Below are 16147 nucleotides of genomic sequence, written 5' to 3' on the forward strand. Positions count from 1 at the left end.
ACCTCAGGAGACCCCTCATGGCCATCCCGGACCCCGCGGCCCAGCGCAAGATCGCCAACCGGCTCAAGCGCGCCCGCGGCCAGCTCGACGCCCTCATCACCGCCGTCGAGACCGGCAAGCCCTGCCGCGACGTCGTCACCCAGCTCTCCGCCGTCTCCAGCGCCCTCGACAGGGCGGGCTACGCCGTCATCTCCACCGCCATGCAGGACTGCCTGTCCGACCCCGACCAGACCACCGAGGACGGCCTGACGGCCGACGAGCTCGAGAAGCTCTTCCTCACCCTCGCCTGACCGAAGGAGCACCACCATGTGTCGACCCGTCACCTGCCGCACCTGCGGCAAGACCACCTGGAGCGGCTGCGGCCAGCACGTCGACGACGTGCGCCGCAGCGTGCCCGCCGCGCAGTGGTGCGGCGGGCACGACCACGAGGCCCCGACCGGAGGGTTCCTCGCCCGGCTGTTCGGGCGCTGAGGCCGTCGACTCCGGGGGGCGAGACTCCGCGCCGTGGCGACTCGCTCCTCGTCCGCCCGTTCCGCGCCGTCGAGCCCCGGCAGGCAGAAGCGCAGCGCCACGAACGCCACGGTGGAGAACAGTGCACCCGAGACGGCGAGGTGCACACCGAGGGGGACGCCGAGCGTGATCGCCAGGGCTGCCATCCCCCCGCCGACCACGGCCCCGATCGACCACAGGGCGTGGAAGGAGTTGAAGATCGACCGGCCGTACCGGCGCTGCACGCGCAGGCCGTGGGCGTTCTGACCGACGTCGGTGAGCGCGTCCGACCCGCCCGCGACGAACAGGGCGCCGACGAACAGGCCGAGCGTCGGGGACAGCCCGGCGCACAGCACCCCGACCGCCGTCAGCAGCGTGCCGAACGCAGCGACGCGCGCGGAGCCGAACCGGCGCACCAGCGGGCCTGCCGCGAGCCCGCACGCGACCGCACCCGCCGAGAACGCGACGACGGCGAGGCCGTAGACCGTGTTGGTGAGCTCCAGGGACGTCTTGATCTCCGGGTAGCGGGGCAGCAGGTTCGCGAACAGCGCTCCGTTGGTGAGGAACAGCGCGGCGACGGCGGCGCGCGCCCGGCGTGCCGCCGGGCCGGGCCGTCGCCCCGGCGTGGTCTCGGTGCCCATCCGGACCATCCTCGCGCAGTCGCTCCCGGGCGGCCTCGCCGGTGGCGACGACGGGTCGTCCGGGCCCGCGGAACGGCCTCCGCTTACGCTGGCCTCGTCGGACGACGAGGGGGGCCACGCGTGGTGAGCACAGATCCCGAGGTCGCGACGCGCGGCGGCCGCGTGCGCGGAACGTGGCGGGGAGACACCGGGACACCGCTGGCCGTATTCCTCGGCATCCCCTACGCCGCACCGCCCACGGGTGACCGCCGTCTCGCCGCCCCCGTACCGCACGCGGGATGGGACGGTGTGCGCGACACGACCGCGTTCGGCCCGACGCCGCAACGTGGGGACACCGGCATCACGCTCATCCCCGAACCGTCCGTCGCCGGCGACGCCACCTTGAACGTCAACGTCTTCACCCCGGACCCTGGCGTCGGCGCGCGCCTGCCCGTGCTCGTCTACGTCCACGGCGGCGGCTACACCTCGGGCTCGCCGGCGAGCCCCTGGTACGACGGCGCAGGGTTCGCGCGCGACGGCGTCGTCACCGTGACGCTGTCGTACCGGCTCGGCTTCGACGGCTTCGGATGGATCGACGGCGCTCCGTCGAACCGGGGCGTGCGCGACTGGCTCCTCGCGCTGGAGTGGGTGCAGCAGAACATCGCGGCGTTCGGTGGCGACCCGGACCGGGTGACGATCGCCGGCCAGTCGGCCGGCGGTGGTGCGGTGCTCACGCTGCTCGGGATGCCGGCGGCCCAGCACCTCTTCCGTGCCGCGTGGTGCCTGTCCGGCGCCCTCGCAGACGTCGCCGAGGACCGCGCCCGCCAGGTCGCGGGACGCCTCGGCGAGGCCCTCGGTGTCCCTCCCACGCTCGACGGCTTCCGGAGCGCGCTAGGAGCCCGGGTCGTCGAGCTGCAGAAGAAGGCGGCACGGCCTCCGGGCGGGCCGCTCACGATCGCCGTCGACGAGCTGACCAACAGCATCTCCCTGGGCCCGGTCGTGGACGGCGACCTGATCCCCCGCCCGACGAGCGCGTCTCTCCGCGCCGGGGTCGGTGCGGACAAGCCGCTCGTGCTCGGTACGGCCGACGACGAGTTCTCGATGGTGCTCGACGGCAGCCGGCGGTTGCTCCGGTGGATCCCTCCGAACCTCGCCCTGACCCTGCTGAGAGTCCCGCGGGCCCGGCGACGCGCCTACCTGGAGGCGAACGCCGACCTGCGTGCACAGGGCACGACGCGGCTCCTCGGCAGGTTCGTCACCGACATGGTGTTCCGGCGCGAGGTGGTGCAGATCGCCCGGGCCCGCGGCGACGCGGCCGGACCCGCAGCGACCTGGACCTACCGGTTCTCCTGGCCGTCCCCGACGCACGGCATCGCGCTGCACTGCCTCGACGTGCCGTTCTTCTTCGACGTCCTCGGGGCGCCGGGGGTCGACGCGATCGCCGGGGACGATCCCCCGCAGCACCTGGCCGACGACGTGCACGGCGCGGCGGCGGCGTTCGTCCGCACGCTCGACCCCGGGTGGACCGCCTGGACCGACGCCCCGGGAACCGCGCGCGTCTGGGACACGACCGGCCCCGCCGAGCAGACCGACGCGTACGCGGACGTGGACCCGCTGGTCCGCTCCTCCGGAACACCGCTCGGGGGCGAGGTCAGCGCTGGTGCCGCACCGCCAGCTCGACGCCGCGCAGCTCGGCGAGCCCCTTGAGCCGCCCGACCAGGGAGTAGCCGGGGACGGCCGACGCGCGCTCGGAGGCCTGCTCGGCCAGCAGCAGGTGGCCGTGGTCCGGGCGCATCGGGATGCGGGCTCCGCCCTCGGCCTCGCGACGCAGCTCCTCACGGACCAGGGCGTCGATCACGCCCACCATGTCGACGTCCCCGCCCACATGGGACGCCTCGTGGAAGGTGCGCGGGTCGGCCTCGCGGCGGGTGGAGCGCAGGTGCGCGAAGTGGATGCGGGGAGCAAGCTCGTCGACCATCGCGACGAGGTCGTTCTCGGGCAGCACGCCGAAGGAGCCGGTGCAGAACGTGAGCCCGCTCGCCGGGTTCGGGACGGCGTCGAGAAGCCAGCGCGCGTCCGCGGCGGTGGACATGATCCGCGGCAGGCCGAGCACGGGGCGCGGCGGGTCGTCGGGGTGGATACCGAGGCGGACGCCGCACTCCTCGGCGACGGGGACGATCGCCTCGAGGAACTCGACGAGCGCCGCGCGCAGGGACGCCTCGTCCACCTCGGCGTAGGCGGCGAGCTCGGCACGCAGCCCGTCGAGCGTCCACGTCTCCTCCGAGCCCGGGAGCCCGGCCGAGACGGTCGCGACGAGCCGGTCGACCTCCGGGGGCGTCATGGCGTCGAGGTGCCGACGCGCCCGGTCGAACTCGGCGTCCGTGTAGTCGTCCTCGGCGCCCGGCCGCCGGAGCAGGAACAGGTCGAACGCGGCGAAGGCGTCCTGGTCGAACCGCAGCGCCAGCGCGCCGTCGGGCAGCGGGTAGGCCAGGTCCGTGCGGACCCAGTCCAGGACCGGCATGAAGTTGTAGCAGACGACATCGATGCCGCAGGCCGCGACGTTGCGCACGCTCTGGGCGTACGTCTCGAGCCACCGCTCGTAGCCCGGGGCCCGACGCTTGACGTCGTCGTGCACGGGGATGCTCTCCACGACCGACCAGCGCAGGCCGGCCGCCTCGATCATCTCGCGGCGCTCGGTGATCGCCTCGACGGTCCAGACCTCGCCGTTGGGGACGTCGTGCAACGCCGTCACGACGCCGGTCGCCCCGGTCTGGCGGACGTCCGCCAGGGTGATCGGGTCCCGCGGGCCGAACCATCGCCAGGTGTGCTCCATCGCCGTCCTCCGCTTCCTCGCCGATGGCAAACGTTGTCACGCAACTCGCCCGGGGTCAAGCACAGCGGGATTGCTGGACCGACAAACGTTTGCACCCTAGGGTCGTCGCATGAGCTACGTCATCGACGACCGCGCCGGCACCACGCTGGCCACGCCCGGCACCACGACGATGATCGCCGTCGACCCGGCCGAGCCCACCGCCGTGTTCCGCGCCGTCGGTCACCTCGTCGACGACCTCGGCCGCGTCTGCCCGGGGGCCACGGTGAAGCAGGGCGAGCACGCGGACCGCGCCACCGTCGTCGTCGGCACGCTCGGCACGAGCCGCCTGGTGGACGACGCCGTCGCCGACGGCCGCCTCGACGTCGCCGCGCTCCTCGACCACGACGGCGCCCCGGCGTGGGAGGCGTTCCTCGTCCGGGCGGTCGGCGACCAGCTCTGGATCGTGGGCGCCGACCGGCGCGGCACCGTCTTCGGCGTCTACGACCTGTGCGAGCGCGCCGGCGTCTCGCCGTGGCACTGGTTCGCCGACGTGCCGGTCCGCGAGCGCGAGCACCTCACCGTCGCGTGCGACACCGACCACGCCGACCGACCCTCGGTGCGCTACCGCGGCATCTTCCTCAACGACGAGGAGGAGCTCGACGCCTGGGCACGGAAGCACACCCCGGACGGCACCATCGGGCCGACCCTCTACGCCCACGTGTTCGAGCTCGTCCTGCGCCTCAAGGGCAACTACCTGTGGCCCGCCATGCACGTCAACGCGTTCAACGCGGACCCGGAGAACGGCCGGCTCGCGCACGAGGCCGGCATCGTCATCGGGACCAGCCACTGCGACATGCTGCTGCGCTCCAACGAGCACGAGTGGGCCCCCTGGGCCGCCGAGCAGTCCCGGGCCGGCCGCCACGTCGAGTACGACTACTCGATCGAGGGCGCCAACCGCGACCTGCTGCACCAGTACTGGCGGGAGAGCATCCAGCAGAACGCCGACTACGAGGTCGGCTGGACCGTCGGCATGCGCGGCATCCACGACTCCGGGTTCGTCACCTCGCGCATCGACGAGGACGCCGACCTCTCGCCGGACGAGAAGCACCGCGCGCGCGTCACGCTCCTGAACCGGCTGATCGACGACCAGCGAGCGCTCCTCGCCCACGAGCTCGGCGCCGAGCACGCCGTCGGCGAGCTGCAGTGCTTCGTCCCGTACAAGGAGGTGCTGCCGCTCTACGACGACGGCGTCGAGATCCCCGACGACGTCACGCTCATCTGGTCGGACGACAGCTTCGGGCACGTCCGCCGGTTCCCCGACGAGGACGAACGACGGCGGCGCGGCGGCCACGGGCTGTACTACCACTCGTCGTACTGGTCGCCCCCGGCGCGCAGCTACCTGTTCATCTCCTCGATGCCGCTCGCGCACATGAAGAACGAGCTGCGCACGGCCTGGGACCGGGGCATCCGCACCCTGTGGGTGGACAACGTCGGTGCCCTCAAGCCGCTCGAGCAGGACACCGAGTTCTTCCTCCGGTACGCGTGGGAGGTCGGCCGCGCGGAAGGGCCCGTGGAGAGCCCCGTGGAGGGCGGCACGCACCGGGCCCCAGCGACGACGGCCGACGTCTCGGCATGGACCCGCGAGTGGCTCGACCGGTCCTTCTCCGGCGGCATCGGCGCGCGGATCGGACCGGTCGTCGAGGAGTTCGCCCAGCTCACCGACGTGCGCAAGATCGAGCACCTGTCCGCCCGGGCCTTCTCGCAGACGGCGTCCGGCGACGAGGCGGCCCGGCGGCTCGACCGCCTGCGGCACCTGGCCGAGGAGGTGTCGGCCGTCTGGACCGGGCTGCCCGCGGCGGAGCGGGACGCGTTCTTCCAGCTCGTCGGCCTGCGGGTGCACGCCTCGTACCTGACCAACGCCCAGTTCGTGCACGCCGACCGCTCGGCGCTCGCGTACGCCCAGGGCAAGATGGCCGCCGCCGACCACCACCTCGCCCTGTCCCGGACGTTCGACGGGTACAAGCGCGCCATGATCCGCGCGTACAACACCGTCATGTCCGGCGGGAAGTGGGACGGGATCATGACGCCGGAGGACTTCCCGCCCCCGGCCACCGCCCTGTTCCCGCCCGCCCGGCCGGCCCTGGAGATCGGCGCGCCGGGGCTCGGCGTCGTCGTGTGGGGCGAGGAGCTGCCCGGGGACGCGCCCGCCCTCGACTTCGCGGCCCACGGCACCCGGTCGAAGTGGATCGAGGTGTTCACCACCGGTGCCGGGCCGATCGAGGTCACCCTCGAGGCCGACCCGTGGATCGAGTTGGGCACGGGGTCCGGTGTCGCCCGGTTCACCGTCACCACCGAGCGCCGGATCCCGGTCCGCGTGCCGCAGGACGCCGCCGACCGGGCGGGCAAGATCGTCGTGCGCTGCGAGACCGACGGCAGCACCGTCGTCGTCCCGGTGCGGACCCGCCGCCCCGCCGGCGCCGACGGCTCGGCACCCGAGGACGGGTGCGCGCTGGAGGCCGACGGTTGTGTGTCCCTCCCTGCCGACGCGCCGGACGAGCGGCGCGACACCGCGGAGAGCTCCTGGGTCGTGGTCCCCGGCCTGGGCCGTGGCGGCGGCGGCCTGCTCGAGGCGCACGGCCACGCCGCGAGCGCCGACCCGGCCCGGCTGCCCGACGGCGGCACGGTGGGCTTCCGCGTGCACCTCGAGACCGCGGGCGCTCACCTGCTGGAGCTGTTCCGGTTCCCCGGTCTGGACGCCGCCGGCCGCCTGCGCGTCGGGGTGTCCGTGGACGACGAGCCCGCCGTCGTGGTCGAGTCCCCCACCACCGACGAGCACCGCGGGGTGTGGGCGCAGGCCGTCGTGGAGAACGTCGAGCGACTGACGCTCCGGCTGCCGTTCCTCACCGCCGGGGCGCACACCGTGCGCCTGCACGTCGTCGATGCGCGGTTCTCGCTGTCCTCGCTCGTGCTGTGGACCGGCGAGCGTCGCAGCGGGGCGCTGCCTCCGCCGTCGTCGGCGCGCGCCGGCCGGCCCGCGTCCTGGCCGGAGGACCCGGACCCGGCGTCGGTCGACCTGGACGCGCTGGACCGGGTCGCGCGGAACCTCTACGGCGTGCTGCCCGACGAGGTCCCTCCGCACCAGGCGGTGTTCGTGCCGCGCGCGTACTGGTCGACCCCCACCACCTTCACGCGGAACGAGGTCGTCGCCCAGCCGCGGCTCGGCCCCGAACGGTACGGGCCCGGCCCGGCCGGCACCAAGGACGTGCTCGCCCAGCTCTCGAGCGGCGTCGCGGTGGCCGACGGCGGCGTGCTCGCCCTGGAGGCGGAGCGCACGCTGCGCCAGGCACCCGGGGCGTGGACCACACCGAGCACCGACGAGCCGGTGGTGGGCTGGACGCACACCCAGGCGGAGACCGACGGGCGCACCGGGCTCGCGATGCACGTCGACGCCCCCGGACGCCGCTGGGACGACCCGCACCTCGCTCCCGGCCTGCACCTGCGCGTCGAGGTCCCCCGGCCCGGCACGTACGCCGTGTGGGTGCTGGTGAAGTTCGACGCCGACACCGACGACGCGCTGACCCTCGCCGTGGACGGCACGCCGCTGCCGCCCGAGGACCAGTTCTGCGGCGGGGAAATGTTCAGCTTCGGCACCGCCCAGGCGTGGGTGTGGCACGAGCTCACGGACGTCGAGCTCACGGCCGGCCTGCACGTGCTGTCCGTGCTGGCCCGGAAGGCGGGGCTGCGGGTCGACCGGCTCTACCTCACGCTCGGCGACGAACGGCCGCCGGTCGACGACCGGTGGGTCGAGTCGCGGTCCGTCGACCCGGCGGCCGGCACGTGACCCGCCGGGCCACGCTCGCCGACGTCGCCGCGCGCGCGGGAGTCTCGGTGTCCACGGCCTCCCGCGCCCTGCACCGTCCCGGACGGGTGAGTCCCCCGACGACGGCGCGCGTCCAGCAGGCCGCCGACGAGCTGGGGTACGTGCCCAGCGTCGCCGCCCGTCAGGTCCGCTCCGGCCACTCCGGCACGGTCGCGCTCGTCGTGCCGGACCTCACGAACCCGTTCTTCATGTCGCTCGTCCGCGGCTCGACCCGGCACCTGCGCGCCCACGACGTGGTGCAGGTGGTCGCCGACGTCGAGGAGGAGCCCCGGTCCGAGGAGCAGGTGCTGGAGGCGTTGGCGGGCCGGGTGGACGGCATCGTGCTGGCGGCATCGCGCCTCGACCGCGCCGCGCTGGCCGGGTGGGCACGGCGGGTCCCGCTCGTCGTGATCAACCGGGAAGCGGCCGACGCCGCGGTCCCGGCCGTCACGACCGGCACCGAAGGGGTCGAGGCGGCGGTCGAGCACCTGGCACGGCACGGCCACCGGCACGTCGCCTACGCGGGCGGGCCGTCGACCTCGTGGTCCGACGAACGGCGACGCCGCGCCGTCGTCGAGACCTGTGCACGCCTCGGTGTGCGGTTCACCGACCTGGGCCACCACGCACCGCGGCGCGACGCCGGCCCGGCCGCCGCGGACGCCGCCCGGGGCGCGGGCGCCTCCGCGCTGCTCGCCTACAACGACCTCGTCGCGTTCGGCGCGCTCGACCGACTCACCGAGACGGGGGTGCGGGTACCCGACGGTCTGAGCGTCGTGGGGCACGACGACGTGTTCGGCGCCGACCTCACCACGCCCGCGCTCACCACCGTCGCGGTGCCCGCCGAGGAGCTCGGTGCCCGGGCCGCCGCGCAGCTGCTGGGGATCCTCGACGGGACGGGCGGTGCCGACGAAGCGGGTGTGCCACCGTCGGACCGGGACGTCGCCCTGCCGACCCGGCTCGTCGTGCGCGGGTCGACCGGCACGGCGCCCGGCTGACTGCCTCGTCCGGGCGCAGGTCTCGCGCAGTGCAGGGGCAGGACGAAGCCCTCAGAGATACCCCGCCCTTCCAGACCGGGCAACCACCTGCACCGTCTTGACGCGGAACGGATCGCGCCGCACAATTAGTGATACGTACCATGCATACGTATCACTTCGATCGGAAGCGATGCGACCAGCTGGCATCAAGGAGGATGCAGCGGTGCTGCCAACCCGTTGGCAGACGTGCCCTCCTTGACAGAGTCAAAGGAGACGACGTGCGACAGAGAGCGACCGTGGCGACTGCCGCGGCCCTCGGCGCCACACTGGCGCTGGGGTCCATCCCCCTGACCAGCGGAGCCGCGACCGGACCGGTGACGGAGACCACCGCGGCAGCAGCTGCGTCCACCCGTTCCGTCATCATCGACTACGGAGTCGATGCCGGTGAGGCGGCACACGTCGGTGGAGGGAACCTGCACCCGTTCGACGAACGCAGCCCGGCCCAGTGGCTGACGGACGGGGTCAACATCAACGCGGTCCGCGGGATGGACTTCAGCAGCCGGTCGAACGACTACTACGTGAACCTGCCGGGCTTCTTCGAGGAGCCGACGCAGGATCGTCTCCAGCAGATCAACCCCGGTGCGACGCAGATGATCGGCACGTACTACGGCTTCAAGGGAAAAGTCGCGGCCGGGGAGTACGACAACGGGAACACCGACTGGAAGGCACTGGCCCGCAAGGATCAGGGTGCACTGTACGAGGAGTACATGGAGTGGGAGCTCGCCGAAGCCGAGCGGCTCGACATCGACGTGTACTCGTGGGTCCTCTGGAACGAGCCTGATCTCCAGTGGAACGACCGGAACGCCTACTTCGAGGCGCACAAGTACGCGCACCAGAACCTCAAGGCGATCGACCCGGACGCGCGCAGCCAGGCCCCCGAGCTCGCGGGCTTCAACTGGGACTACATGACCCAGTTCCTGACGTACTGCAAGGCGAACGACTGCATCCCCGACGTGCTCGCCTGGCACGAGCTGTCGCGGAACCCGCTCGACATCGAGGAGCACGCGACGCGTCTGACGACGTGGCTCGAGGACAACGACATCCCGGTGATGCCCTTCGCCATCACCGAGTACCAGGGCAGCGGATACAGCACGACGGAGTCCGGACGGCGCGCTCAGGGGAACTACAACACCGGACTCGCTGTGTCGTATCTCAGCGGGCTCGAACGCGCCTCCGAGGTCAGCACCCTGAGGTTCGGCCTACGCTCCCAGTGGGGTCTGGCCGGTGACGATCCGAACGCTCGCGGGTACCTCGGTGAGATGGCGACCTTCGACGACAACGGCAAGATGGCCACCGGTCTCTGGTACGTCTACGACGCCTACTGGGACATGACAGGAAGGAAGGTCGGGACGCAGGCCGACCGGTCGGAGATTGACGTCGTCGCCACCTACGACAGTGACCCGGAGGTCAACCGGTCCGGAGCCCTCATCGGGAACTGGGAAGAGGACGCCAAGATCGTCCCCGTCACGCTCGAGAACATCCCGACCGGGCTCGCTGTCGACGGACACATCAAGGTGCGCACCGAGCTGATCGACGAAACGCTCGCGACGCCGTCCTACGGCACCGATCCGGTACTGACGCGCAACGTCGCGATCACTGACGGGTCGGCGACGTTCAGCCTCGAGCTGCCGGGCCGCACCGCTGCGAAGATCGTCGCCACTCCGCCTTCGGGCGACCCGACGACGTTCGGCGCCCTCGAGGGCGTGGGCGCCCAGCCCGTCGAGGTCACGGCGACCGGTGAGGTCCGGTCGCAGACCGCGTACTTGGGGGACACCACCTACGAGTGGTACACGGGTGGCCGGCCGAGCTCGTACGTCGACGAGTCGGGCGCGGAGATCGCGACCGAGACGGGTGACGTCGTCACCTACGGCATCGACGTCGACGAGTCGGGCGTCTACGGTCTCACCACCAACTTCGTGCAGGCGGACCGCGGCGGGTTCGTGCAGCTGTACGTCGACGGCGACTCGACGGGTACCCCTGTGGACCTCTACGCAGACGAGACACGCAGTCTCGAGTTCGACCACGGCACCGTCCACCTGAGCGCGGGCGCGCACGAGTTGAGCTATCGCATTGTCGGCGCTGGCAAGAACACTGCGAGCGCTGGATACGCCATCGGGATCCAAGACGTGGAGCTGGCGGGCGCGGGCGTCGCGTCGGACTCGGTGCAGGTGTCGTTCGAGAGCAACGGCGCGGACCGCCCGATCGACTCCGACTTCTCGCTGCAGGCCGGCGACGAGATCGGTGCACTGCCGCCCCTTCCCACCCGTGAGGGCTACATGTTCGCCGGGTGGAACACATCGCCCGACCGCAGCGGCGGGAACGTCACGCCCGAGACGGTCGTGGAGCAGGATCTGACGGTCCACGCCACCTGGCTCGAGCTCGGCGAGATCCTGTACTCCGTGGATGCGGGCGACATCGACCCGGCCACCCTCAGTCCGGGCGCCGAGCACGGTGCGTACAACTCCGTGACGGACCAGTTCTTCGGACCCGATCCCGCTACCGGTAAGCACTGGGGTGTCGAGGATTCCGCCGCACCGTCGTCGGGCTACCCAGACCTCCTGACCGGCGAGGAGACATGGCCCGCCGAGAACAACGGCTACACCGACGAGAGCCCAGCCGCACAGACCTACCGCTATGCCAAGGACCAGCTCGAGCCCCTCGAGGACCGCGCGGGCGTACCGTACAAGTTCCAGCTGGAGGACGGCGAGTACCGCGTGCGACTCACCATCGCCACGGGCTGGGCCAGCCAGGTCGACCGTGGGTACGAGGCGACCGTGACGTTCAACGAAGGCACCGGGAACGAAGTCACCGCTCTCGAACCCACGTTGTTCTCGCGTGACCACACCAACCCGATCACCGTCGATGCGATCACGACGGCGGCGAACGGGTATCTGACGATCAACGTCGACATGGCGAACGCCGGGACGGGGACTGTCATGGTGAACGAGATCGCGATCTGGGACCTGGTCAGCGACGACACCGGGTCCGGTGACGGTGACTCCACGCCGCCGACGGCGACAGTCAAGAAGGGCGAGTCGTTCACGATCGGTGCAGACGGTACGTACTCGCTGGTGAGCTTCAAGCTCCACGACGCGGGCGGCCTGGTGGACAAGATCATGCTCAACGGCACCGAGAAGGACCTCTCGGACAACGCCTGGTCGGATCTCAACTTTGTCGAGCCGGGCAGATTCGGTGCGGTGGAGGGGGAGAACACGCTGGTTGTGCACGACGTGGCGGGCAACACCCGCACCGTCGAGTTCATGCTGGAGGTGGCCCCGCACTGACCTCAGAGGATGCCCGAGGGCTCGGTCCGCGGACGGCGGGCCGAGCCCTCGGGCGCTCCGACGGGTGGGGCCCGTCGATCTCCCGTCACTGGCAACGCGGTCTCGCGTGCACACCTGCCGACGGGGCGATCAGGTTCGACCGTCTCGGTGCGGAGGGGCTGGTCGTCGGGCCAACACTCCGTCGATGCACGCCGAGAGCCACAACGTCGGGTCGGGCGCGCGGCGTCCGGGTCTCGGGCGCGGGACGCGGATGCCGGCCAGAACATCGGCGAGTTGGCGTGTGCCGTCCGATTGCACCGCGAGAGGGACGGCATCCCACGGGTGCCGGATGGTGTCCGAAGCAACGGGCCGGTCGCCATGACAGCGACCGACCCACCACCTGGCGGTGTCCGCGCCCTGTCCCGCACTGGTGAGACGCGGCCCAGGACAGGCATCCGTCGGGCTACGGCGTGAGCACCCTCGCGCGCTCCTGCGCCAGAACGCTCAGCTCGGCTGCCTTGAAGGCGTGCTCCTGCGTCATCGCAGTCTCGGTCCGCTCGAGGCAGTCGAGCACGAGCTCGCCGAAGTACGGGAAGCCGACCTTGCGGTCAGTGGTCAGATGGTGCTCGCCCCGTCCGTCGACGAGGAACACGTGGCCCGGGCTCTGATCCATGCCGACGTTCACGTACTTGCGCAGCTCAAGATAGCCCTCGGTGCCCAGGACGAACGTGCGTCCGTCGCCCCACGTGCTCAGACCGTCCGGGGTGAACCAGTCGACACGACAGTAGCCTGTGGCGCCGTTGTCCATCATCAGACCGGCCTCGCCGAAGTCGTCCAGGCCCGGGTGCTCCGGGTGCTCGTAGTTCGCGATCGCAGCGTGCGTGATCTGGGCGTCCTTGGCTCCGGCGTAGTGCAGCATCTGCTCGAAGTTGTGGCTGCCGATGTCACACAAGATGCCGCCGTACTTCTCCTTCTCGAAGAACCAGTCGGGCCTTCCCGTGCCCAACCGGTGCGGTCCGAGACCGACGACCTGGAGCACGCGGCCGATGGCCCCCCTGTCGATCAGCTGGCCGGCCAGCACCGCGGCCTCGACGTGGATCCGCTCGGAGTAGTAGACGGCATACTTCAGCCCTGTCCGCGCGGTCGCCTCCCGGGCGGCCTCGAGCTGGTCGAGGGTGGTCAGGGGCGCCTTGTCCGTGAAGTAGTCCTTGCCCGCCGCGATGACGCGCAGGCCCAGCGCACACCGCTCCGACGTGATCGCGGCGCCTGCGACGAGCCGCACCGCGTCATCGTCGAGCAATTCCTCCTCGCTCCGGGCGACGCGCACGTCGGGGAACCGAGCGCGGAAGGCCTCGACCTTCTCGCGGTCTGGGTCGTAGACCCACTTGAGCGTCGCCCCGGCGGCGACCAGACCCTCGCACATCCCGTAGATGTGCCCGTGGTCGAGGCGCGCCGCGCCGAAGACGAAGTCACCCGGCCCGACGACCGGTGCAGGTATGGGTTCCGGCGCGTATGCAGCCCCACTGGTCATCGTCATCCGATCCTCCCGTCCGACATGTGCTTCTTCACCGGTCACCGCCGCCGGCGCTGCTGCCGACCGTGATCGCACCAGGCAGCTCCGACGCCGCCGTCGTCTTGTCGAAGAAGCGCGGCGCACGCTCGACGAGCGTGCCGGTTCGGTAGTAGGGGTCGTCGGCCGGCAACGGCAGGTCGACGGTGCGTCGTTCGATGCTCGCCTGATATATCGCCGTCACGAGCTCGATCGCACGGCGCCCGTCAGCGCCGTCGACGGCAGGCCGACGACGGTCGTGGACCGCGGCGAGCATGTCCCCGATCTGACCGGCATGCCCTTCGTGCTCCAGCGGCCGCCGTGAGGCTGCTAGCGCCTCGATCTTGCCGACGCGCGCGGGGTCGCCGCCCTGGACGGGGAATCCGTTGGCCTCGGCGACGTCGGCCACGACCTTCCACGGCTGGGCGACACTGGCGTGCTGCCCCTGCACGACGATGGCTTGCTCCTCGCCGTGGTGCACCACGGAGCTCGTCACCTCAGCGAGCGCGCGGTCGTACTGCAGGACGGCGATCGACAGGTCTTCGACCTCCGAGTTCTCGTGCTGGGCGTTGGTCAGCACCCCGGTGACCGCGCGGGGCGTGCCGAGCATCCACAACGTGAGGTCCAGGTGGTGTATCGCATGGTTGAGCGTGCACCCACCACCCTCGGACTCCCACGTGCCACGCCACCACAGGTCGTAGTAGGTGGTGCCACGCCACCAAGCAGAGTTCACGTGTGCATGGGCGACAGGGCCGATCAGCCCCGAGTCCAGCACCTCCTTCAAGCTGGCCATATCGTCGCGGAAGCGGTTCTGCGCGACCACGGACAGGAGCCTGCCGCTCTCGGTGGCGGCCGCGATCATCGCGTCACACTCCTCGAGCGATGGCGCCATCGGCTTCTCGACGAGCACGTCGACGCCGGCTCGCAGGGCCGCAATCGTCAGCTCGGCATGGGTGGACGGCGGCGTGGTGATGCTGACGAGGTCCAGCTCCTCGGCCGCGAGCATGTCCTCGACCTGCTCGTAGGCCCGTGCCGACACGAGACCGAGCTCGTCTCGCGCCGCTGTCGACTTTCCGGGAACGACGTCGCAGAGGGCGACGATCTCGCACTCGCCCGCGAAACGCCGGTACCCGTCGACGTGTGCGCGGGAGATTCCACCCGTACCGATGATCCCGACCTTGAGCATGGTTCCTCCGTTCACTGGGCGGCCTCGACCGAGGCCTGGACCTCGGCGATCAGGGCGTTCGCCGCTTCCGTCGGCGTCTGCTCCTCGAAGATGACGTCCTGCAGGTACCGCGCGAGCACCGTCTCGATGTCGGACGCGCCGTTCGGCACGATGGCCGGGGCCGCACCCAGGTGGGGGGTGCGCTGCTCGGCGAACTCCGCAGCTTTGTGCTCTTCCGACGTGAGGTCGCCCCCGAGTGTCTCGAGCGCCTCCGAGTTGGCCGGGATGCCTCGCTCCGTACCGATGATCTCTGCTGCTTCAGGATCGTTGACCAGGAAGTCGACGAGCAGCGCTGCCTCGGCAGGGTGCGCGCTGCCCGACGACACCGACCAGTACATCCCCGGCTTGAAGTAGTCGTACTTCGTCGTGTCCTCGTCGGGTGTCGGCAGCGGCACCAGCTCGAGCTCAGCGTCGACGGCCGCCGCGTAGGCCGTGATCATCGTCGAGGGTGTGAAGACCGCCGCGGTCTTGCTGGTCGCGAAGAGTGTCTGGTCAAGCGGCAGGCTGACGGTCTCGGCGGTGATCGACGCCGACGGCGCGGCACCTGCCGCAGTCCAGTCGAGCGCGAGCTGGAAGTACGCGGCCAGCGTCTCGGGCTGGATCACGATGTCGTCCTTGGAGAAGAGCTGATCGCCGTGCTGGCGGGCGAAGAGCTGCAGCGTGAACTCGTTGTACATGATGTTCGTGCCGTAGGTGTCGTCCGGCGAAGCCTCCGTGACCTCCTGTGCCCACGACTCGAACTCCTTCCACGTCCAGGTCGTGGTGTCCGGCAGAGGAACGCCGATCTCCTCGACCAGGTCCGTGTTCACCAGCAGCCCCGTCGAGGTGGTCGAGATCGGCATCGCGTAGAAGGTCCCGTCCCACGTCCCCATCTCGAGCACAGGCTTCTCCAGCGCTGAGGTGTCGAGCTGGGGCTGCGAGCCGAGGTCAGCGAGGCTCCCTCGCGAGGCGTACGAGGCGAGGTAGAGCTGGTCCATCTGGATGAGGTCGGGGGCATTGCCTCCGGCGGTGGCGGTGGCGAGCTTCTCCCAGTAGCCGGTCCAGTCGGAGAACTCCGGTTCGATCGTGATGTCGGGGTACTCCTCCTCGAACAGGTCGAAGGCCTCCTGGGTACGAGCGTGGCGTGCGTCCCCGCCCCACCAGGTCACGCGTAGGGTCACGGGTTCGTCGCTGAGCTCGGTCGACGCCTCGGTCTCCGAGACGCCGCACGCGGCGAGGGACAACGTGGTGGTCGCGACGACGGTGCCGGCGACCGTCCGACGGATCCGGTTCATGGTGAGTTCCTTCTCGTACGAG

At 71.1% G+C, this 16147-nt stretch carries 10 protein-coding genes and 1 pseudogene; 6 read left to right on the top strand and 5 right to left on the bottom strand.

Going from position 1 to position 16147, the window contains the following annotated elements:
• Positions 1–17: 17 nt before the first annotated feature.
• Both AC3RJ8_RS16870 and AC3RJ8_RS16875 read left to right on the top strand, forming a co-directional pair.
• On the top strand, positions 18–290 hold the full coding sequence (locus AC3RJ8_RS16870; protein WP_489713705.1) for a metal-sensitive transcriptional regulator: 273 nt from the start codon (positions 18–20) through the stop codon (positions 288–290).
• 16 nt (positions 291–306) lie between these two features.
• Positions 307–471: a hypothetical protein gene (locus tag AC3RJ8_RS16875; RefSeq protein WP_489713706.1), complete on the top strand. Its 165-nt coding sequence runs from the start codon at positions 307–309 to the stop codon at positions 469–471.
• A 41-nt stretch (positions 472–512) separates the two neighbouring features.
• Here the strand turns inward: AC3RJ8_RS16875 and AC3RJ8_RS16880 are convergent.
• Positions 513–1139, bottom strand: a pseudogene (locus tag AC3RJ8_RS16880) (MFS transporter); the annotation flags it as partial.
• Between the two features lie 114 nt (positions 1140–1253).
• Here AC3RJ8_RS16880 and AC3RJ8_RS16885 point away from each other — a divergent pair.
• Positions 1254–2816, top strand: coding sequence for a carboxylesterase/lipase family protein (locus tag AC3RJ8_RS16885; RefSeq protein ID WP_489713707.1), 1563 nt, complete (start codon positions 1254–1256; stop codon positions 2814–2816).
• On the opposite strand, the gene uxuA is transcribed toward AC3RJ8_RS16885, so the two are convergent.
• Positions 2761–3942, bottom strand: a complete 1182-nt coding sequence (gene uxuA, locus AC3RJ8_RS16890) for a mannonate dehydratase (RefSeq protein ID WP_489713708.1) — start codon at positions 3940–3942, stop codon at positions 2761–2763. The genes AC3RJ8_RS16885 and uxuA overlap by 56 nt on opposite strands.
• 109 nt (positions 3943–4051) lie before the next feature.
• Between uxuA and AC3RJ8_RS16895 the strand changes: the two genes are divergently transcribed.
• From AC3RJ8_RS16895 to AC3RJ8_RS16905, 3 genes are all read left to right on the top strand, one after another.
• Complete coding sequence (locus AC3RJ8_RS16895; protein ID WP_489713709.1) at positions 4052–7762, top strand: glycosyl hydrolase 115 family protein; 3711 nt, start codon at positions 4052–4054, stop codon at positions 7760–7762.
• Entirely contained in the window at positions 7759–8775 is a 1017-nt protein-coding gene (locus AC3RJ8_RS16900) for a LacI family DNA-binding transcriptional regulator (protein ID WP_489713710.1), read from the top strand. The genes AC3RJ8_RS16895 and AC3RJ8_RS16900 overlap by 4 nt, the downstream gene beginning before the upstream one ends.
• Before the next feature lie 257 nt (positions 8776–9032).
• Positions 9033–12098 carry an InlB B-repeat-containing protein gene (locus AC3RJ8_RS16905; protein ID WP_489713711.1) on the top strand — a complete coding sequence of 1022 codons (3066 nt, stop codon included), beginning with the start codon at positions 9033–9035 and terminating at the stop codon, positions 12096–12098.
• A 442-nt stretch (positions 12099–12540) separates the two neighbouring features.
• Here the strand turns inward: AC3RJ8_RS16905 and AC3RJ8_RS16910 are convergent, their stop codons facing one another.
• The 3 genes from AC3RJ8_RS16910 to AC3RJ8_RS16920 are packed head-to-tail and all read right to left on the bottom strand — an operon-like array spanning position 12541 to position 16125.
• Positions 12541–13614 (bottom strand): Gfo/Idh/MocA family protein, encoded by a 1074-nt coding sequence (locus tag AC3RJ8_RS16910; protein ID WP_489713712.1) that lies wholly within the window; start codon positions 13612–13614, stop codon positions 12541–12543.
• A gap of 28 nt (positions 13615–13642) precedes the next feature.
• Positions 13643–14812: a Gfo/Idh/MocA family protein gene (locus AC3RJ8_RS16915; RefSeq protein WP_489713713.1), complete on the bottom strand. Its 1170-nt coding sequence runs from the start codon at positions 14810–14812 to the stop codon at positions 13643–13645.
• A gap of 11 nt (positions 14813–14823) precedes the next feature.
• The gene (locus tag AC3RJ8_RS16920) at positions 14824–16125 is read right to left on the bottom strand and encodes an ABC transporter substrate-binding protein (protein ID WP_489713714.1); all 1302 of its coding nucleotides are present in this window, start codon (positions 16123–16125) and stop codon (positions 14824–14826) included.
• Positions 16126–16147: the final 22 nt, after the last annotated feature.

The organism is Isoptericola sp. MSGPD8_1_ISO-PGPR-S23-394, assembly GCF_058072785.1.